Source organism: Streptomyces sp. HNM0575 (genome assembly GCF_012726265.1).
GTDB lineage: Bacteria > Actinomycetota > Actinomycetes > Streptomycetales > Streptomycetaceae > Streptomyces.
The window spans coordinates 268426-288639 of record NZ_JAASAG010000008.1 but is presented as its reverse complement, the minus strand read 5'-3'; the positions used below and the strand labels follow the sequence as shown (position 1 = coordinate 288639).

Annotated in this window: 15 protein-coding genes; 2 read left to right on the top strand and 13 right to left on the bottom strand. The window is 70.8% G+C overall.

What is annotated here, in order from left to right; all coding sequences use genetic code 11:
- Positions 1–59 precede the first annotated feature (59 nt).
- The 10 genes from gltX to HCC61_RS20445 form a co-directional block, all read right to left on the bottom strand.
- Positions 60–1628, bottom strand: coding sequence for a glutamate--tRNA ligase (gene gltX, locus HCC61_RS20490; protein ID WP_169137383.1), 1569 nt, complete (start codon positions 1626–1628; stop codon positions 60–62).
- Entirely contained in the window at positions 1621–2403 is a 783-nt protein-coding gene (locus HCC61_RS20485) for a fumarylacetoacetate hydrolase family protein (RefSeq protein WP_169137382.1), read from the bottom strand. The genes gltX and HCC61_RS20485 overlap by 8 nt, the downstream gene beginning before the upstream one ends.
- A 587-nt stretch (positions 2404–2990) precedes the next feature.
- Positions 2991–3575, bottom strand: coding sequence for an ATP/GTP-binding protein (locus tag HCC61_RS20480; RefSeq protein ID WP_028435360.1), 585 nt, complete (start codon positions 3573–3575; stop codon positions 2991–2993).
- Positions 3556–4218: a DUF742 domain-containing protein gene (locus tag HCC61_RS20475; protein WP_169137381.1), complete on the bottom strand. Its 663-nt coding sequence runs from the start codon at positions 4216–4218 to the stop codon at positions 3556–3558. The genes HCC61_RS20480 and HCC61_RS20475 overlap by 20 nt, the downstream gene beginning before the upstream one ends.
- 136 nt (positions 4219–4354) lie before the next feature.
- The gene (locus HCC61_RS20470; RefSeq protein WP_169137380.1) at positions 4355–4768 is read right to left on the bottom strand and encodes a roadblock/LC7 domain-containing protein; all 414 of its coding nucleotides are present in this window, start codon (positions 4766–4768) and stop codon (positions 4355–4357) included.
- Between the two features lie 10 nt (positions 4769–4778).
- Positions 4779–8042 carry a nitrate- and nitrite sensing domain-containing protein gene (locus HCC61_RS20465; protein ID WP_169137379.1) on the bottom strand — a complete coding sequence of 1088 codons (3264 nt, stop codon included), beginning with the start codon at positions 8040–8042 and terminating at the stop codon, positions 4779–4781.
- A 497-nt stretch (positions 8043–8539) separates the two neighbouring features.
- On the bottom strand, positions 8540–9124 hold the full coding sequence (locus HCC61_RS20460) for an ATP/GTP-binding protein (RefSeq protein ID WP_169137561.1): 585 nt from the start codon (positions 9122–9124) through the stop codon (positions 8540–8542).
- 16 nt (positions 9125–9140) lie between these two features.
- Positions 9141–9551: a DUF742 domain-containing protein gene (locus HCC61_RS20455; RefSeq protein ID WP_028435355.1), complete on the bottom strand. Its 411-nt coding sequence runs from the start codon at positions 9549–9551 to the stop codon at positions 9141–9143.
- Between the two features lie 74 nt (positions 9552–9625).
- The gene (locus HCC61_RS20450; RefSeq protein ID WP_028435354.1) at positions 9626–10039 is read right to left on the bottom strand and encodes a roadblock/LC7 domain-containing protein; all 414 of its coding nucleotides are present in this window, start codon (positions 10037–10039) and stop codon (positions 9626–9628) included.
- 9 nt (positions 10040–10048) lie between these two features.
- Positions 10049–13660 (bottom strand): nitrate- and nitrite sensing domain-containing protein, encoded by a 3612-nt coding sequence (locus HCC61_RS20445; RefSeq protein ID WP_169137378.1) that lies wholly within the window; start codon positions 13658–13660, stop codon positions 10049–10051.
- 548 nt (positions 13661–14208) lie between these two features.
- Between HCC61_RS20445 and HCC61_RS20440 the strand changes: the two genes are divergently transcribed.
- Positions 14209–14394 carry a hypothetical protein gene (locus tag HCC61_RS20440; RefSeq protein ID WP_169137376.1) on the top strand — a complete coding sequence of 62 codons (186 nt, stop codon included), beginning with the start codon at positions 14209–14211 and terminating at the stop codon, positions 14392–14394.
- 229 nt (positions 14395–14623) lie between these two features.
- On the opposite strand, the gene HCC61_RS20435 is transcribed toward HCC61_RS20440, so the two are convergent.
- Both HCC61_RS20435 and HCC61_RS20430 read right to left on the bottom strand, forming a co-directional pair.
- Positions 14624–14848: an acyl-CoA carboxylase epsilon subunit gene (locus HCC61_RS20435; protein WP_169137374.1), complete on the bottom strand. Its 225-nt coding sequence runs from the start codon at positions 14846–14848 to the stop codon at positions 14624–14626.
- Between the two features lie 26 nt (positions 14849–14874).
- Positions 14875–16512, bottom strand: a complete 1638-nt coding sequence (locus tag HCC61_RS20430; RefSeq protein ID WP_169137372.1) for an acyl-CoA carboxylase subunit beta — start codon at positions 16510–16512, stop codon at positions 14875–14877.
- Positions 16513–16977: 465 nt separating this feature from the next.
- On the opposite strand from HCC61_RS20430, the gene HCC61_RS20425 reads away from it, so the two are divergent.
- On the top strand, positions 16978–18306 hold the full coding sequence (locus HCC61_RS20425) for a cytochrome P450 (RefSeq protein ID WP_169137370.1): 1329 nt from the start codon (positions 16978–16980) through the stop codon (positions 18304–18306).
- Between the two features lie 107 nt (positions 18307–18413).
- Here the strand turns inward: HCC61_RS20425 and cimA are convergent, their stop codons facing one another.
- On the bottom strand, positions 18414–20024 hold the full coding sequence (gene cimA, locus HCC61_RS20420; protein ID WP_169137368.1) for a citramalate synthase: 1611 nt from the start codon (positions 20022–20024) through the stop codon (positions 18414–18416).
- Positions 20025–20214: the final 190 nt, after the last annotated feature.

The following is a 20214-nucleotide window of genomic DNA, read 5'->3' as shown; positions in this document are numbered from 1 at the left end:
CACGGCGAGGGGACGGGACCGCCTCGGCCCCGGCCCCACTGCGGGCTGCGTGGTGCGGCTCAGGCCGCGTCCAGTTTCGCCAGCGCCGCGTCCACGCGCGCCAACGTACGCTCGCGGCCGAGGAGTTCGAGGGACTCGAAGAGCGGGAGGCCGACCGTGCGGCCCGTGACCGCCACCCGGACCGGGGCCTGGGCCTTGCCGAGTTTCAGCCCGTGCTCCTCGCCGGCCGCCAGCACTGCCTCCTTGAGGGCCTCGGCCTTCCAGTCGGCGTCGGCGAGCTTCGTGCGGGCCGTGCGCAGCACCTGCTCCGCGCCGGGCTTCATCGCCTTCGTCCAGGACGCCTCGTCCTCCACCGGCTCGTCGAGGAAGAGGAAGTCGACGTTCGCCGTGATGTCGGAGAGGACGGTCAGCCGGGTCTGCGCCAGCGGGGCCAGGGCCTCGAAAGCCGCCTGATCGAAGGCCTCCGGGCGCCATGGCGCGTACGGGGCGTGCAGCCAGGGCGCGCAAGCCTCGACGAAGTCGTCCAGGGCGAGTTCGCGCAGGTGCGTGGCGTTGATGGCCTCGCACTTCTTCAGGTCGAAGCGGGCCGGGTTGGCGTTGACGTCCGCGATGTCGAAGGCGGCGATCATCTCGTCGAGGGTGAAGATGTCGCGGTCCTCGGCGATCGACCAGCCCAGCAGCGCAAGGTAGTTGAGCAGGCCCTGCGGCAGGAAGCCGCGCTCGCGGTAGAGGTTGAGGGACGCCTGGGGGTCGCGCTTGGAGAGCTTCTTGTTGCCCTCCCCCATGACGTACGGGAGATGGCCGAAGACCGGCGTGGTGCCGTTGCCGACACCGAGCTGCGCGAGAGCGCGGTACAGGGCGATCTGGCGCGGGGTGGAGGAGAGCAGGTCCTCGCCGCGCAGCACGTGCGTGATCTCCATCAGCGCGTCGTCGACGGGGTTGACGAGCGTGTAGAGGGGGGCGCCGTTGGCGCGGACGATGCCGTAGTCGGTGACGTTCTCCGGGGCGAACGTCAGCTCTCCGCGCACCAGATCGGTGAAGGTGACCGGCTCGTCCGGCATCCGGAAGCGGACGATGTGGGTGCGTCCCTCGGCCTCGTACGCCGCGATCTGCTCGGCGGTCAGGTCGCGGCACTTGCCGTCGTAACCGGACGGCCTGCCGGCCTTGCGGGCGGCCTCGCGGCGCACCTCCAGCTCCTCGGCGGTGCAGTAGCAGGGGTAGGCGAAGCCGCCCTCCTGGAGCCTGGCCGCGACGTCGGCGTAGATCTCGGAGCGCTGGGACTGCCGGTACGGACCGTGCGGGCCTCCCCCTGGGCCTGCGGCCCGGGCGGTACCCCCAGGGCCGCCCGAGACGGCGTCGAAGGCCGTGGGGCCCTCGTCCCAGTCCAGGCCGAGCCAGCGCATCGCGTCCAGCAGCTGCTCGTACGACTCCTCGGTGTCGCGCGCCGCGTCGGTGTCCTCGATGCGGAAGACGAGGGTGCCGCCGTGGTGGCGGGCGAACGCCCAGTTGAACAGGGCGGTGCGGACGAGGCCGACGTGGGGGTTGCCCGTCGGGGAGGGACAGAACCGTACGCGAACGTCCTTCGTGACGGCCGTGGACGGGGGCGCGGTCGCGGTCGCGTCAGTCACGCTTGACCACCTTGTTGGTGAGAGTGCCGATGCCTTCGATGGTGACGGCGACCTCGTCGCCGACGGCGAGCGGGCCTACGCCCGCGGGGGTTCCGGTGAGGATGACGTCGCCGGGCAGCAGCGTCATCGCCTCGGTGATGTGGACCACCAGGTCCTCGACGGAGCGGACCATCTCGCTGGTGCGTCCCAGCTGGCGCTGCTCGCCGTTGACGGTGCACATCACGCCGAGGTCGGACGCGTCCAGCTCGGTCTCGACCCACGGGCCGAGGGGGCAGGAGGTGTCGAAGCCCTTGGCGCGGGCCCACTGCGACTCGGCGCGCTGGATGTCGCGGGCGGTGATGTCGTTGCCGCAGGTGTAGCCGAGGATCACGTCCTTGACGCGCTCGCGGGGCACGTCCTTGCACAACCGGCCGATGACCACGGCCAGTTCGGCCTCGTAGTGCACCTCGGAGGAGAAGGACGGGTAGGTCACCGGGTCGTGCGGGCCGCACACGGCGGTGGACGGCTTGAAGAATACGACCGGGGTGTCCGGGACCTCGTTGCCCAACTCCCGGGCGTGCTCGGCGTAGTTGCGGCCGATCGCGACCACCTTGTTGGGCAGTACGGGCGGGAGCAGCCGCACCTTGTCCAGCGGGAGCTTCTGGCCCGAACGCTCGAACTCCGCGAAGGGATGGCCCTTGATGATGTCGAGGACGGGGCCGCCTTCGGTCTCCGCGTCCCCTTCCACGACGCCGAAGGCGACGTTTCCGTCGAGGGAGAATCTTGCGATGCGCACGGGTTCGGGCTGCCCTTCGGATGAGGCCGGTGTGGCGGTACGGGGGTGACGACGCTCCAGCGTATGCGATGCGGTACGGCGGGGGCTCCGCCCCCACCGTCCCCCGCCCGTGGCGCAGCCCCGGGGGCCCCGGGTGCCCTCGGGTGGAGCGGTGGGCGGAAGCGGCGCCCGGGCCGGGGCGGTCGGGCCTCTGTGCGGGGCGGGGCCCGTCGCGCGGACCCCGGTACGTGAGCAACCGCCGGACACGCGCGTCGCGGTGCGGCACCGTCGCGGCGGAAAAAGGGTAGGCCCGGTATGTGGACAACCGCCGGGCACGTGCGTCGGGGTGCGGCACCGTCGCGGCGGAAAAAGGGTAGGCCCGGTACATGGACAACCGCCGGGCACGTGCGTCGGGGTGCGGCACCGTCGCGGCGGAAAAAGGGTGGGCCCCGTACGTGGACAACCGCCGGGCACGCGCGTCGGGGTGCGGCGCCGTCGCGGCGGAAAAAGGGTGGGCCGGGAGCGGCGCCGCGGGCGGGAGAGCCCGGGGATGCGAGGAGCCGGACCCCTGGGGGTCCGGCTCTTCGGGGGCGGCGCGCGGAAGCGCGCTAGCGCAGGCGGGCCATCAGCGCGTGCTCGACCAGCGTGATCAGCGCGCTCTTCGCGTCCGCGCGGTGACGCGCGTCCGTGGTGATGATCGGGGCGTCCGGCCCGATCTGAAGGGCCTCGCGGACCTCCTCCGGCGTGTAGGGCTGGTGCCCGTCGAAGCCGTTGAGGGCGATCACGAAGGGAAGGCCGGAGTTCTCGAAGTAGTCGACGGCCGGGAAGCAGTCCGCGAGGCGGCGCGTGTCGACCAGTACGACCGCGCCGATCGCGCCGCGGACCAGGTCGTCCCACATGAACCAGAAGCGGTCCTGACCGGGCGTACCGAAGAGGTAGAGGATCAGGTCCTGGTCGAGGGTGATGCGGCCGAAGTCCATGGCCACCGTGGTGGTGGTCTTGTCGGCGGTGTGCGACAGGTCGTCGATACCTGCCGACGCCGACGTCATCACGGCCTCTGTGCGCAGCGGATTGATCTCCGACACGGCACCGACGAAGGTCGTCTTGCCCACACCGAATCCGCCAGCAACCACGATCTTCGCGGAAGTGGTGGAACGGGCAGCAGCGCCGCCGCTAGAGCTTCCGAAGTCCACTGAGCACCCTTTCGAGCAGTGTCACGTCTGGCTGGCCGTCGGAGTTGGCGTCGTCGCCGCCAGGCTGGTGGATGGCGACGAGACCCGCTTCGGCCAGGTCGGCGACGAGGATACGGGCGACGCCGAGGGGAATGGTGAGAAGTGCAGAGATCTCAGCTACCGATTTGATCTCGTAGCACAGGCGGCAGATCCGCTGGTGCTCGGGCAACTGGCCCTGGAGCCTCGCGGGTTCGGCCGACGTGTGCACCAGCGCCTCGATGGCTAGCTGGTAGCGGGGACGGGTCCGTCCACCCGTCATTGCGTACGGGCGCACCAGGGGCTGCTGCTCGCTGCGGCCGCCCTGCTCGGGCTTCTTGCGCGGCTGCGGCTGCACCGGCTGGATGCGGGGCGGCGGTGCCTGCTCGAACTGGCGGCGCTCGTACTCCCCGTAACGCGAGGAGTCGTAGAGACCCTCGTCATAACGGGACGGCTGCCGGCGCCGCGGCGGTGGCGGCGGCTGCTGTCCGTGCCCCTGCGGCTCGTCTCCGGGCTGCTGCGGAGCGGCGTGCCGGCTGCTGGGCGTGGAGGGGAAGTTGAAGCGCCTCGGGCGCCCGTTCTCATGACCGCTGCCGTACGACGACGGGCCGCCTGGGGGCATTGTCATGTTTCCTCCTCCGACTTACGGACGTGCGGGCCACACATTGTTCCGTCCTGCTCCGGCACCACCTTCAGCGGGCTCCGCACCTCCGCACTTTATGGCGCTCGGGCGCAACGCGCACTGCCTGTCTGCCGGTTGAGGACTAGTTCAGCAGGCTTCCTTGCAGTTCGGCACGGAGATCCGGGGTCAGGACCGTACCCGCGCGATCGACGAGAAGTGCCATTTCGTACCCGACGAGGCCGATGTCCGCCTCGGGGTGTGCAAGAACCGCGAGCGAAGAACCGTCCGAGATGGACATGATGAAGAGAAATCCACGCTCCATCTCCACAACCGTCTGGTTCACTCCGCCGCCCTCGAAGATCCGGGAGGCTCCGGCCGTGAGTGAGGTCAGCCCGGACGCGACCGCCGCCAACTGGTCGGCGCGATCGCGCGGGAAGCCCTCGGACATCGCGAGCAGAAGTCCGTCCGCGGAGACCACCACAGTGTGGGACACACCTGGGGTGCTCTCCACGAAGTTGGTGATCAACCAGTTCAGGTTCTGCGCCGCCTGGCTCATCGGGCTCACACTAACGCTCCTGATCGTAGGTGCTGCCGGGGCCGAAGCCCTGTCGGTCATTCTGGGAGGCGTCACCCGCTCCGCGCCCTCGTCGGATGCCGCGGTGGAGGTTGCTCAGCCTGCCGCGGACGTCCTCGGGTGCGCGGGAGACCATGGGGCCTCCCGTGGGGTTCGCTTCGGCGGTGCCCGCGACCAGGTTGGCCCTGGGCACCCGCCGGGGAAGGCCGGATGAAGTGACCCCGCTGGTCTGTGGATCACGCACTCGGCCGGCCCGGCTCCAGCGCTCGTCGTTGGCGTTACGCCAATCCTCGGAGGGTTCCGGTTGAGGCTGGTGCTGCTGGTGTTGCTCTGCCGGCCCGTCCACCTGCCGTGACTGCGCCGTCTCCCGGCGCGGAAGACCGGCGCCGGTCGTGGTGCGGTAACTGCTCGGGGCCGGGCCCGGACGGTCGAAGCCTACGCGGTCAGGCCCATCTTCGTGAACGCCCGTACCGGATTCCGCTTCTGGTCCCGGTGAAGCGTAGTGGCTCCCGCCGGAGTACAACTGGTCGGGTTGCGAGGGCAGTTGGGGTTCCGGCGGCTGCGGCCCCGGCTCGGGCTCCCGCTGGCCGCGGAAGGCCGGGAACGACGGGCGGTCGGGGAACTGCTGGCGAGGGGGGAACTCCGGTGCCCGTCCCGGCTCACGGGGCTCGCCGCGCTGCGGCGGCTCTCCCCACTGCCCGAACTCCTGAGGCTGCCCGAACTCCTGAGGCCGCTCGAACTCCTGAGGCCGCTGGAACTCCTGGGGCAGCGGGAACTCCCCGGTCCGGCCGGGCTCCTCGCGCTGCGGAGGCACCTGGCCACGTGGAGGCTCCTGACCCCGCGGGGGTTCCTGCCACCGGTGCTGTCCGCCCGGCGCGTCCCACACGTCGTCGCGCGCGTACTCCGCCTCCTCGCGCTGCCGGGCCTCCATCGCCTCGCGGGCCTCGTCGCGCAGCTGCGCGCGCCCTATCGGATGGACGGGGCCGAGCGAGGAGAGGTCGTCGGGCACCTCGTAACTGCCGCCGTCGTAGCCGAGTTCGCCCGCGTTGCGGGACGGCGGCAGTCCGCGGCCGTACCCGGGCGGCTCGGGCATGCCCGGGCCCGGCGGGACCTCGGGCATGATGCGGGAGACCGTGAAGTCCTCGTAGCCCTCGTCCTCGCCGCCGCCGCCCTGGGTGATCCCCTCGGGGAGCATGACCAGGCACGTCGTGCCGATCTGCTCGCCGGAGGGCCGCAGTTGGACGCGGATCCCGTGCCGGTCGGCGAGGCGGCCCACGACGTACAGGCCCATGCGTCGGGCGAGGCTCGCGTCGACGGTCGGCGGGTTGGCCAGCTTGTGGTTGATGTCCGCGAAGTCCTCCGCGGTCAGTCCGACGCCCTTGTCGTGGATCTCGATCACGACCCGGTCGTCGGGCAGGCGGGTCGCGGTGACCTCGACCCGGGTCTGCGGCGAGGAGAACGAGGTGGCGTTCTCCAGGAGTTCGGCGAGCAGATGCACGAGGTCGTTGACGACGTCGCCGTGGATCTCGGTCTCGGGGACCCCGGAGAGTTCGATGCGCTCGTAGTGCTCCACCTCGGACGAGGCGGCGCGGAGGATGTCGACCAGCGGCACCGGCTCGTTCCAGCTGCGGCCCGGTTCCTCGCCGGCGAGGACGAGGAGGTTCTCGCCGTTGCGCCGCATACGGGTCGCGAGGTGGTCGAGCCGGAAGAGGCTCTCCAGCTGCTCCGGGTCGGCCTCGTTGTTCTCCAGGTCGGAGATGAGGCCGAGTTGGCGCTCGATGAGGCCCTGCGTGCGGCTGGAGAGGTTGGTGAAGATGGCGCTGACGTTTCCGCGCAGCAGCGCCTGTTCGGCGGCGAGACGCACGGCCTCGCGGTGCACCTGGTCGAAGGCGCGGGCGACTTCGCCGATCTCGTCGGTGCTGTCGAGCGGAATGGGTGCGACACGGGTGTCGACTCGGCCCGGATCCGTGCGCGACAGCTGGTCGACGAGCATCGGCAGCCGCTGCTCGGCCACGTCGAACGCGGCGTTGCGCAGACTGCCCATGCTGCGGCTCATCGAGCGGGCCATCATGCCCGCGAGGAAGAAGGCGAGCAGCAGGGCGACGAGGACGATGACCCCGTTGATCAGGGCGTCGCGGGCGGCGTCGTCGGAGATCCGGGCCGTCTCCGCGACGGCGCGGTCGGCGAGTTCCTTCTCGACGGCGCGGTACGCGTCGAACTTGCCGGTGCTCGTCGCGAACCAGCTCTCGGGGGTGATGCCCTGGGCGGCGAGCGCGCGCTTCCCGGCGCCGGAGACGATGACGGGGATCGCCTTCTCCGTCGACGGCGGGGGCACGAACTCCTTGCCCGCCGCGGTCGCTTGGGCCCTGGCCTTGGCCACACGGGCCTTGCCCTTGGCCTCGGCCTTGGCGGTCTCCTCCTTCAGCAGCTTCACGTCCGTGGGGCGCCCGCCGCCCACGTACTCCTCCAGGGCGATGCGTTCGAGGTACGCGTAGGAGGTCAGGGCCGTGTTCTGCCGCTTCGTGTCCGCCTTGCCGGGGCCGGGGCTCAGCAGCAGGTGCATGCCGATGGAGCGCTCCAGCGACTGGGCGGCCTTGCCGAGCGAGACCGAATAGACCGTGCGGCCGTAGGAGGTGACGTTGCCGGTGCCGAAGCCGAGTTCGTTGGAGAACTCCATCAGCGGGTGCTGGACCTCGACGTAGCCCTCCTCGGTCTGCACTCCGCCCAGCCGCTTGGTGTACGCGGCGGCGCGCAGGGGGCCCAACTTGGGCTCGCCCTTGCGGAAGACGGCGAGACGTCGCTGGAGGCCCGGCTTGTCCGGCATGGCCGCCACCGCGTCGTCGAAGTCCTTCTTGGCGCGGTCGGTGACCTTGCGGGCCTTGTCGACCACCGGGTCGTTGCGGTGGCCCGCCAGCAGAGGTGCGGCGGTGCGGTCGCGCTCGTCGAGGATGGCGTTGCCGTACGCGGCGGCGGCGCGGACGAGTTCGGCGGTGTGCTGTGCGTCCTCGGCCTCGTTCCAGGTGTCTATCGAGTCGTTGACGCGGAAGCCGCCGAAGACCAGACCTACGGCCACGGGGATGAGGAGGATGGCGTAGAGCCTCGTACGCACCCGCCAGTTGCGGACCGCGAAGCGGCTGCCGGGGCGTCCCGGCCCGTCGGGCAGGTCGGATGTCGCCGAAACCCGCGACGGCGGGGTGAAGTTGCCTCTCGACTCCACCCGGGTCCCTGTCGCAGCGCCCGTCTTGCTTCGCCTCACGCGACTCCTCACCTCTTGACCCCCGGTGTCCGTATCCGACGTCCACGGGCCGGCGACGTGCCAACTCACTACCGCTGAGTTTCAGCGCATTTCAGCACGTCAGGACTGCGTCAGCCAAACACTTCATCGAGGCCGGTACGAGGGCTCGACGGGGCTGCCGAATAGGGCATAAAGGGGCGAGAGGTGCGAAGAGTCCGGGATTTGTGAGCAGAGTGAAGCCTTCTGCTCGCCAGCCGTATTCACAGCTTCGTAATTCACTGTCGAAACGTTATGAACCTGAAGGAGCGCGCGGCGGGACGCGGCCGGGCGGCGCTGAATCGCCCGGCGAAGCTTCCCGGCGGCTGCCGGAGCGGGCGCCAACTCGGGTCCGTACGGGGCGAGTCGGGCACCGGCATGCGGCGCTCGGGTGCGCACGGGCCGCTCGCCGACGAGGCCGCACCCGCCGGTCAGCCGCGGCCGTCATGCCGGCCGGTGGGCGAACCGGCCGGCGGCGCGGCCTACTTGAGGCGGGCGAGCAGCGCGTGTTCGACCAGCGTGATCAGCCCGCTCTTCGCCTCGGCACGGTGGCGCGCGTCCGTGGTGATGATCGGGGCGTCGGGCCCGATCTGAAGGGCCTCGCGGACCTCTTCGGGTGTGTAGGGCTGATGCCCGTCGAAGCCGTTCAGCGCGATGATGAACGGCAGGCCGGAGTTCTCGAAGTAGTCCACGGCCGGGAAACAGTCAGCCAGACGCCGGGTGTCGACGAGGACCACGGCGCCGATCGCACCGCGCACCAAGTCGTCCCACATGAACCAGAAACGATCCTGCCCGGGTGTGCCGAACAGATACAGGATCAGGTCGTCGTCCAGCGTGATGCGGCCGAAGTCCATGGCCACCGTCGTGGTGGTCTTGCCGCCGGTGTGGGTCAGATCGTCGATCCCGGCGGACGCGGACGTCATGACCGCTTCCGTACGGAGCGGGTTGATCTCGGAGACGGCGCCCACGAAGGTCGTCTTGCCCACGCCGAAGCCGCCGGCCACCACGATCTTCGCGGAGGTCGTCGCACGGCTCGGGGCCGGTGCTCCTGCTCCGTAACCCACCATCTGGCCCGTCTGCGGGCTAGAGCTTGCGAAGTCCACTGAGCACCCTTTCGAGCAACGTCACATCTGGCGCGCCGCCGGGCTCGGAGCCGCCGCCGGGCTGGTGGATGGCCACCATTCCGGCCTCGGCGAGATCGGCGACCAGGATCCGGGCCACGCCCAGCGGTATCGCGAGCAGGGCGGAGACCTCCGCGACCGACTTGACCTCACGGCACAGGTGGCAGATGCGCTGGTGCTCCGGGAGCAGACCTTGCAGTTGGACCGGGTCGGCGCTCGTGCTCACCAGCGCTTCGATGGCGAGCTGGTACCGCGGCCTGGTTCGGCCACCCGTCATCGCATAAGGGCGCACCAGCGGCTGGTCGCCCTCACCTCCGTACGGTGCGTGCTGGTATGGGGCACCGTACGGGCCGGGCGAGGCTGGCGGGGTCATGGCTCCTCCGGGCGAGGCATGAGGTCGGGGTCGAGTAAAGGTCTGAGGTGGCTCATGTAGCGGGAGCTTTCAGATCAGTTGAGGATGCTCCCCTGAAGTTCAGCGCGCACATCAGGGGTGAGGACGGTTCCCGCACGGTCCACCAGCAGCGCCATCTCGTATCCGATGAGACCGATGTCGGCCTCCGGATGGGCGAGGACTGCGAGCGACGAACCGTCGGATATGGACATGATGAAGAGGAAGCCGCGCTCCATCTCCACCACTGTCTGGTTGACAGGACCTCCTTCGAAGATCCGGGAGGCTCCCGCGGTCAGTGAGGTCAGCCCGGACGCGACCGCCGCCAACTGGTCGGCGCGGTCGCGCGGGAATCCCTCGGACATGGCCAGAAGGAGGCCGTCCGCGGAGACCACCACCGTGTGCGACACACCTGGGGTGTTGTCCACGAAGTTGGTGATCAACCAGTTCAGATTCTGCGCCGCCTGGCTCATCGGACTCAACTAACGCTCCTGCTGGTAATGGGGGCCCACGCCGCGGCCGTTCGTCGTACCGGCTTGTCGGCCCTGCTGGATGCCGCGGCGGAGGTTGGTAAGCCGGCCACGGACGTCATCGGGTGCACGCGAGACCTGCGGTCCTGCTTGTGCGGAGGACTGCTGCTGGGCGGTGCCCGCGACCAGGTTGGCCCTGGGCACCCGCCGCGGCAGGCCGGAGGTGGTCACCCCGCCCGCGGCGGGCTGGCGGACCTGCTCCGCGCGGCGCCAGCGCTCGTCGTTGGGCGAGGCTCCCCAGTGGGCACCTGTGTCGTGGGACGCGTGCGCCGCGTGCGAGGAGTTGGCCGCGTGCCGCTGCGGCATCGGCGGCACGGCCGAGGCCGGCTGACCCGGCCGGGGCGCGTGCGCCGGAGCGGGACGCTCCGCCGCCTCGGGGGACTCCCGCTGCGGGGGCGGGGGCGGAGGCGACGACGCGGCGCGGAACCAGTTGGACTCGATCGACTCGAAGATCGGCGTCGGTGCGTCGGCGGCCGCCGGCGGACCCGAGGGTATTCCGAAGTCCGGGTCGTACGCGGTCTCCTGCTCGCTCTGCGGCTGCTCCGCCTGCTGCTCGCGGCCCGGTGCGGCACCCTGGCCGCCGCTGGTCGCGCCGGTGTACCCGGGGCGGGCGAACTCGCCGGTGTCGTTGGACTCCGACTCGTCGTGACCGCGGGGCCCGTCCTCGCCGGGGCCGGAGGCCGACGCCCAGCTCGGACGCGGCTGGTCCCAGTCCTGCGGGCGCATGAACTGCGAGGTGTCGCTGGGCCCCCCGGGCTCCGGACGCTGGAACTCGCCGGTGTCCGAAGGCGATTGCGGCCGCCGGAACTCACCGGTGTCGGCGGGCGACTGCGGGCGCTGGAACTCACCCGTGTCCGAACCCGACCGGGGACGCGCGAACTGGCCCGTGTCCGAGGGCGATTGGGGACGCTGGAACTCGCCCGTGTCCGAACCGGACTGCGGCGCCGCGTACTCGCCCGTCGTCTGGCTCTCGCGCTCCCAGGGCGCGGAACCGCCCCAGTCGCCGCCGGGACGCTCGAACTCGCCGGTGTCCTGGCCGCCTTGGCCGCCGCCGGCTCCCGCGCCGCCTGGCAGTGCGCCTGCCGGGCCGGTGCGCTGCGGCAGCGGCGGAACCTGGCGGTTCGGCCGCCCGGCACCCGGGCCCTGACGGTCCTGGCCGCCCTTGGGGGGGCCGCTGTCGCCGAAGAAGTTGGTGGTCGGTGCGCCGCCGTCGCCCTGGCCGGAGCCGGCGCCCACCGGGACGTCCGAACCCGGCAGCGCGGGCCGGGGTTCGCCGCCGCCCACCTGACGGGTGGGGAGCTTGGCGGCACCGCCGGGGCCGCCGCCCGGGCCGCGCTGGAGCGCAGCCGCGAGACCGGCGCCCTTGGGGACGCTCGCGCCGCCGCCGGGGCCACCGGCCGCGCCGGGCTTGCCCTTGACGCCCTGCGGGCCCTGTGCGCCGCCCTGCGCGACGTCGACGGGCAGCATGACCAGCGCCGTCGTACCGCCCGAGTCGGACGGGCGCAGCTGGATGCGGATGCCGTGACGCAGCGAGAGGCGGCCGACCACGAACAGGCCCATGCGGCGGGAGACCGACACGTCGACGGTCGGCGGGCTGGCCAGCCGCTCGTTGATCGCGGAGAGGTCCTCAGGGGAGAGGCCGATGCCGGTGTCGTGGATCTCGACCAGCACCCGGCCGTCGGGCAGGGCGTGACCGGTGACCTTGACCTTCGTCTGGGGCGAGGAGAACGACGTGGCGTTCTCCAGCAGCTCCGCGAGGAGGTGGACGAGGTCGTTGACCACGCGGCCCGCGACCTCGGTCGCCGGCACGGAGTTCAGCTCGATGCGCTCGTACTGCTCCACCTCGGAGGCCGCGGCACGCAGCACGTCGACGAGGGGGACGGGCCTGGTCCAGCGGCGGCCCGGCTCCTCGCCCGCGAGGACGAGGAGGTTCTCGCCGTTGCGCCGCATGCGGGTCGCGAGGTGGTCCAGCTTGAAGAGCGAGGAGAGCTGGTCCGGGTCGGCCTCGCGGGACTCCAGCTCGGAGATGAGCGAGAGCTGACGCTGGATGAGGCCCTGGCTGCGGCGCGAGAGGTTGGTGAACATCGCGTTGACGTTGCCCCGCAGCAGGGCCTGCTCGCCGGCGAGCCGGACGGCCTCGCGGTGGACGTCGTCGAACGCGGACGCCACCTTGCCGATCTCGTCCCGGCTGTGCACGCCGACCGACTCGACGGACGTGTCGACGTCCTGCGGCTCGGACTCGGACATCTGGCGGACCAGCTCCGGCAGCCGCTTGCGGGCGACGTCCTGAGCGGTGTCCTGGAGGCGCCGCAGCGAGCGGACCATGGAGCGGGCGACGACGAAGGCGCCGACGAGGGAGATGCCGAGGACGAGGAGGATGACGGCGCCGTTGAGGAACGCCTCGCGCTGCGCGTCGGAGCGCAGTTCACGTGCCTGCTGCTCCATCTGCGAGAGCAGCGTGGACTCGATCTTCCCCATCTCGTCGATCTTGGAGCGGTCCTGGTCGTACCAGTCGGGGTACGAGCGGTTCTCGCTCTTGATGCCGTCGGGGTTGTTCAGCACGCGGTCGCGGTACTTGTCCGCCAGCGTGATGTTCACGACGCCGCCGTCGAGCGGCTTCGTCAGCTCGGAGGCGCGCTCCTCGCCGTAGATCTGGTTGAAGCTGCCGAGGGAGGCGCTCTCGCTCTCGGCGGCCGTCTTGGCGTAAAGCCGGTCGCTCTCGGAGAGTTCGGGGCCGCCCTTGCGCGCGAGACCGGCGGAGATGATCGCCCGCTGGATCGACGCGTACTCCTTGGCGGTGGAGAACGACGACAGGGCACGAGTGCTCTGGATCATCTCCGAGTTGTTCGTCGCCTGCGCCATGTCCTGGGAGAGCGACAGCAGCGAATCGATCAGCTGGTTGTAGCTGTTGACCGTCTGGGAGACCGACGACGGGTTGTCGTACGCCCGTTCACGGATGTTCTTGATCGCGGTCAGCTGCCGCGTGATGTCCAGAACGGTGGACTGCACGCCCGCCATCGACCGGTCGCTGCCGTCGATGTCGGAGGTGGCTTCCTTGAACGCCTGGAAGGACTGGTCCGTCTTCTCACGCGGGCCGACGACCGTGTCGTCCTTGGAGTCCCCGGTCGCCGTCAGCGGGCCGGCCGAGCGGTCCCGCTCCTCCTGGAGCGCCGAGGCGAGTTCGGTCGCCTGCTCGGTCATCTCCGTGAGCAGCTTCATGTTGTCGAGCTGGTCGACGTTGCCGAGGGAGTCCTGAATTCGCAGGGCACCCAGGGTCGTTGCCGCGACAACGGGGAGAGCGAGCAGCGAGACCAGACGCGTACTGATGCGCCAGTTGCGCAGGGCAGCTCGCGAGCCCGGCCCGGGAGGCGTCCTGAGCCGCTGCTCGGCGCCCTTGGCGTCGCTCTTCACGGCCGGACGATTCGTCGCCGCGCCGTCCTCTTCATGCACGGCGGCCGTGGGGCCGCTCTGCTGGGCGCGCTGGGGTGTGGATCCGCGGTCCGTCATTCCGCGCGGCTCCGGATCCCCCGCAGCGCTGCCATCCCTCTTGAAACGTCCCTGCACTAGCGTCGCAACCTCTGGACCAGGCGCCCCTCCGCTTGGGACGGCGGGACGGTATCGAGTCGTGGGGGTCCCAAGGCCCCCCTGGCGGTCGTGAAGTGACCGGCGCGCGTCCCCTGACCGCCACGCGGCGCTGCTCTGCGCCCCTGCGCGCCGGTTGTTTCCCGCAGCGGTCCGTGGAATTCCAGCACAGTGCCGGATCTCCAACAAGGCCTGTGGAGAACCCGGGAGAGCATGTGACACTCCGGCAACATGCGGTCACTTACGGTGCAGCGCACTTGCCGTGATTCCGGACTTTTCCTCTGCGGGTCTCCGGCCTTCACGCCCCAGCCCTATCAGCCGCGGAGGCGGAACCTCACGTCTGGCCCCGATGTCCGCTTCGACCTGCGGAGCGGCTCATCACGTAAGTCCCTTTTGCCCGCGCTCCGGTGAGGAAACTCACACGCTCCGCGTTGCCGGTGTCACGTACGGGAAGGAAGTGGCGTCCTAATCTTGTTTACAGAACACCGCGTAGCGACAAGTCAATTGGAAAGTGCGAGGTACGGTCGAGCGTGAAGACCACCCTTATCATGCGCAATACAGCCAACCCGCGCCGCACCACCCTGGCTCATCTCCAGGACGCGGACGAGCTGACCACGATGACCGTCGCCGCAGAGGCCGCAGAGGGCCCCGACGGCCTTCCCGCACAGACCGCGAATCCCGAGCGCACCGTGCTCGAGGACGCGGCCACCGGCTGACTGGGCGCGGCGCCCGGGATCTTCCCGATACACAGCAGGACGGCCTCCCGTGGGTTCACCGGGAGGCCGTCCTTCGTTCGTCCGGCCGGTGTTCGTCCGGCCGGTGTTCGTCCGGCCGGTCTTCCGCTTGCGGGCCGGGGCACGCACACGAGTCGGCCACGGGCCGTGCGCCGTGCGTACGCCCTCAACGGCGCCCGCACGGGCGGGAGTCGGCCGGGAGCCGGGCGGTTCAGCCCTGCCAGCTGTGCGGCGCGCGGAAGCCGCGGGCACGCTCCAGGCGGCGCCAGCGCGCCTTGCCGCTGCCCGCGCTGCGGGAGGCGGGGATCTGCGCGTGCCGGGCGGAGGCGGCCGCGCGGGCGAGCAACAGGGCCGTGACGGCGGCGAGTTCTTCCTCGCTCGCCTCGCCCTTCTCCACGCGGACGAGACGGCTGCCTGTCGTGTCGGTCGCATTCATCGAAGTCTTCATCCCTTGCTGCGAGGTCACTGCGGGGGGTTTCCGTGCTTGCGTGAGGGCAGGTCGGCGTGCTTGCTGCGGAGCATCTGGAGGGAGCGGACGAGGACTTCGCGGGTCTCCTGGGGCTCGATGACGTCGTCGACGAGTCCGCGTTCGGCCGCGTAGTACGGGTGCATCAGCTCGGCCTTGTACTCCTTGACCATCCGCGCGCGCATCGCGTCCGGATCGTCCGCGCCCGTGATCTCCCGCCGGAAGATCACGTTCGCCGCGCCTTCCGCGCCCATGACCGCGATCTCGTTCGTCGGCCACGCGAAGGTCAGATCGGCGCCGATGGACTGCGAATCCATCACGATGTACGCACCGCCGTACGCCTTGCGCAGCACCACCGAGATCCGCGGCACCGTCGCGTTGCAGTACGCGTACAGCAACTTGGCGCCGTGCCGGATGATCCCGCCGTGCTCCTGGTCCACGCCCGGCAGGAAGCCCGGCACGTCCAGCAGCGTCACGATCGGGATGTTGAACGCGTCGCACATCTGCACAAAGCGAGCGCCCTTCTCCGACGCCTCGATGTCCAGCACTCCGGCGAGCGACTGCGGCTGGTTGGCGACGATGCCCACCACCTGGCCGTCCATCCGGGCCAGGCACACGATCAGGTTCGTCGCCCACCGCTCGTGGATCTCCAGCAGATCCCCGTCGTCGACGAGCTCCTCGATCACCTTGCGCATGTCGTACGGGCGGTTGCCGTCGGCAGGCACCAGGTCGAGCAGCACCTCGCCGCGCCGGTCGGCCGGGTCGGTGCACTCCTCGGCCGGAGGGTTCTCCCGGTTGTTCGACGGCAGCATCGACAGCAGGTACCGCACCTCTTCGAGGCAGGTCTGCTCGTCGTCGTACGCGAAGTGCGCCACACCCGACGTGGCCGCGTGCACGTCCGCACCGCCCAGCCCGTTCTGCGAGACCTGGGCGCCGGTCACCGCCTGGACCACGTCCGGGCCCGTGATGAACATCTGCGAGGTGTCGCGGACCATGAACACGAAGTCCGTGAGCGCGGGGCTGTATGCGGCACCGCCCGCGCACGGGCCCAGCATCACCGAGATCTGCGGGATGACCCCGCTCGCCCGGGTGTTGCGCTGGAAGATCCCGCCGTAACCGGCGAGCGCCGAGACGCCCTCCTGAATACGGGCGCCCGCACCGTCGTTCAGCGAGATCAGCGGAGCCCCGGCGGCGATGGCCATATCCATGATCTTGTGGATCTTCGTCGCGTGGGCCTCCCCCAGCGCCCCGCCGAAGATGCGGAAGTCGTGCGCGTAGACGAACACCGTCCGCCCGTGCACCAGCCCCCACCCGGTGACCACACCGTCCGTGTACGGCTTCTTCTCCTCCAGCCCGAAACCCGTGGCACGGTGCCGCCGCAGCGGTTCCACCTCACGGAACGTCCCCTCGTCCAGCAGGAGTTCGATCCGCTCCCGGACGGTCAGCTTGCCCTTCGCGTGCTGAGCCTGCGTCGCCCGCTCGCTGGGACCCTCCAGCGCCTTCTCACGCAGGGCACGCAGCTCCGCCACACGCCCCCGTGCGTCCCGCGCATCCGGCCCCGCGGCTTCGGGCGCCGGCGCGGACTCCTCCGCGGCCTGCTCCGCCTGCTGCGACGACTGGGTCTGATCGGTCATGTATAGACCCTACGAAACGACAGGGTCATTCATCCTCGTCAGATTCAAACAGTGTCCGGGCACGATTCATGGTCGCGCTGGACAGAACGGCGCCACAGCAGGGCCTGTGGGCAGGGAACTCTCACATGTGGGGCGCACCGGGCTGTGGAATTCCCACAGCCCGGTGCGGAGCCCGTGACGAGGCCCTGCCAACCAGCGGGGACGGTCGCAGCTGTCCGACGGCCACAGTCCAGGCAGCCGCAGCTCAGGGCGGCCGCAGGTCAGGGCGCCGCACCGCACAGCCCACGCCCGTACCACCGGTCCCCTGGCCCACCGTGCTCCCCGCTTCACCACCGGGCGGCTTGGCCTGCAACTCCCTTGTGCGGAAGGGGTGTTGAGCGGAGCCTTTGGCCGGAGTCCTCTGGCGGCCGGGGGCGCCGGTCCCGTCCGCCCGCCGCCCGCCGCCGGCCCGCAGGAGCACCGTCCATGACCGAAGCACCCGAAGCACCCGGGGGACACATCACGCCCGAGGGACACGTCACGCCCGAGGCACCGGGGGCACCCGAGCCGCCCGAGACACCCGAGCCGCCCGGCGCGCCGCACCGCCTGGACCCGCGCGGAGTCGCCCAGCACGCCGTCAACGAGCGGCTGCGCCGCCGGGGCCCGGCCGTCGCCGTGACACTGCCGGGCGGTGTCGAGGCGGCGGCCGTCACCGGGCACGCGGAGCTGCGGGACTTCCTCACCCATCCCCAAGTGGCCAAGAACGCCTGCCACTTCGCCGCCCTCCAGGAGGGCCGTGTGCCCGAGGGCTGGCCGCTGACCGTCTTCGCCACGGTCGAGGGCATGACCACCGCCGACGGCGAGGACCACAGACGGCTGCGCGGCCTGGTCAGCAAGGCCTTCACGGCACGCCGCGTCGAGGGCCTGCGGCCGCGCGTCGAGGAGCTGACCGCCCGGCTGCTGGACGAGCTGCCGGACGCCGCCGGCCAGGACGGCGAGGACGGCGTCGTCGACCTGCGGCAGCACTTCGCCTATCCGCTCCCGATGGGCGTCATCAGCGAACTCCTCGGCGTCGACGACGAGTTGCGCGACCGGCTGCACGAGCTCTCCGGCGTGCTGGTCAGTACGAGCGCGGAGCCGGCCGAAGTGGTCGCCGTCAACCGCGAGGTCGTCGAAGTCCTCACGCACGTCGTCGCCACCCGTCGCGCGGTCCCGGGGAGCGACCTCACCAGCGCCCTCATCGCCGCCCGCGAGGAGGACGGCGACAGGCTGAGTGAGACCGAACTCGTGGGCACCCTGATGCTGATGATCGTGGCCGGGCACGAGACCACGCTGAACCTGATCACCAACGCGGTGCGCGCGCTGTGCGCCCACCGGGACCAACTCGCCCTGGTCCGCGCCGGATCCGCCTCATGGCAGGACGTCGTCGAGGAGACGCTCCGCTACGACAGCCCCGTCAGCTACTTCCCCTTCCGCTACCCCACCGCGGACCTCGCCGTCGGCGGCACGGTCATCGCGCGGGGCACGCCGGTACTCGCCGGCTACACGGCCGCCGGGCGCGACCCCCGTGCGTACGGACAGGACGCGGCGGCCTTCGACGTCACCCGCGCCGACAAGCGCCATCTCTCCTTCGGGCACGGCGCGCACTTCTGCATCGGGGCACCGCTGGCCCGTATGGAGGCGGCCGTCGCCCTGGAAGCCCTCTTCGGCCGCCACCCGGACCTCGAACTCGCCGTGCCGGAGGAGGAGTTGACCCCGCTGGGCAGCTTCGTCGGGAACAGCACGCGGACCCTGCCCGTACGCCTGGACGGCTGAGCTGTTACGGCGCGGGGCCCGGGGAGGCGCGGGGCCCGGGGACGGCGTCCGCCCCCTGGCACCCGGCCCTGGCACCCGGCCCCGAACGCCGCCGCGCCTGCCGGCACTCACTCGTGCGGTTCGACGCCCGCCCTCAGCAGCCCGTAGGTGTATCCGTCGTCCAGCGCCTGCCACGAAGCGGCGATGATGTTGTCGGCCACGCCCACCGTCGACCACTCCACGCGCCCGTCGCTCATGGAGACCAGCACCCGGGTCGTGGAGTCGGTGCCGTGGCCGCCCTCCAGGATGCGGACCTTGTAGTCGACGAGAGAGAGCCTGGCCAGCTCCGGATGCAGCCGCTCCAGCCCGCTGCGCAGCGCGCGGTCGAGCGCGTTGACCGGACCGTTGCCCTCCCCGGTCGCGATGATCCGCTCGCCCTTGGCCCACAGCTTGACCGTCGCCTCGTTGGCCTGGTCGCCGTCGGGGCGCTGCTCGACGATGGTGCGCCAGGACTCCAGCCGGAAGAAGCGGCGGGGCCGGCCGTGCACCTCGTCGCGGAGCAGCAGCTCGAACGAGGCGTCCGCGGCCTCGTAGGTGAAGCCCTTCAGCTCCTGCTCCTTGACCCGCTCCACGATCCGCCCGACCAGGTCGCGCTCGCCCTCCAGGTCGTAGCCGAGCTCCTTGCCCTTCAGCTCGACCGAGGCGCGCCCGGCCATGTCGGAGACGAGCATCCGCATGGTGTTGCCGACCAGTTCGGGCTCGATGTGCTGGTACAGGTCCGGATCGACCTTGATCGCGGACGCGTGCAGCCCGGCCTTGTGCGCGAAGGCCGAGGTGCCGACGTACGGCTCGTGGGTGGAGGGCACGAGGTTGACGACCTCGGCGATCGCGTGCGAGATGCGGGTCATCTCCTCCAGCGAGCCCTCCGGCAGCACCTGCTTGCCGTACTTGAGCTGGAGCGCGGCCGTGACGGGGAAGAGGTTGGCGTTGCCGACGCGCTCGCCGTAGCCGTTGGCGGTGCACTGGACGTGGGTGGCACCGGCGTCGACGGCGGCGAGGGTGTTGGCCACCGCGCACCCGGTGTCGTCCTGCGTGTGGATGCCGAGCCGGGCCCCGGTGTCGGCGAGGACGGTGCGTACGACGGCCTGGATCTGCGCGGGCAGCATCCCGCCGTTGGTGTCGCAGAGCACGACGACCTCGGCGCCCGCCTCGTGTGCGGCGCTTACGACCTGCTTCGCATAGCGCGCGTCGGCCATGTAGCCGTCGAAGAAGTGCTCGCAGTCCACGAAGACCCGGCGGCCCTGCTCGCGCAGATACGCCACGGTGTCGCGGACCATCTCCAGGTTCTCCTCCAGGGAGGTGCGCAGCGCCAGCTCCACGTGCCGGTCGTGCGACTTCGCGACGAGCGTCACCACCGGGGCGCCCGAGTCCACCAGCGCCTTGACCTGCGGATCGTCGGCGGCGGCCGTGCCCGCCTTGCGGGTGGCGCCGAAGGCGACGAGCTGGGCGTGCCGGAAGCCGATCTCCTCGCGGGCCCGCTGGAAGAACTCGGTGTCCCGCGGGTTGGCGCCCGGCCAGCCGCCCTCGATGAAGCCGACGCCGAACTCGTCGAGGTGACGGGCGATCGTCAGCTTGTCGGCGACGGTCAGATTGATGCCCTCGCGCTGGGCGCCGTCGCGCAGTGTGGTGTCGAAGATGTGGAAGTTGTCGTCCGGGGCGGCCGGGGCGTCCGTGCTCATGGCTGCTGTGGCTCCTGGTGGATGCTGTGCTCCTGGAGAGGGGGATCCGTACTGCCGGGATCCGCTCGTCCCTCGATTCTTCTGCTTGCGCCTACTGCTCGCGCTCCCTGGTGCGCTGTGCTGCCGGCACGTCCCTGCTCGCCCTTGGCGCCGTCGCCTCCGGCTGCGGGTGGGCCGGAAACCAAAAAGA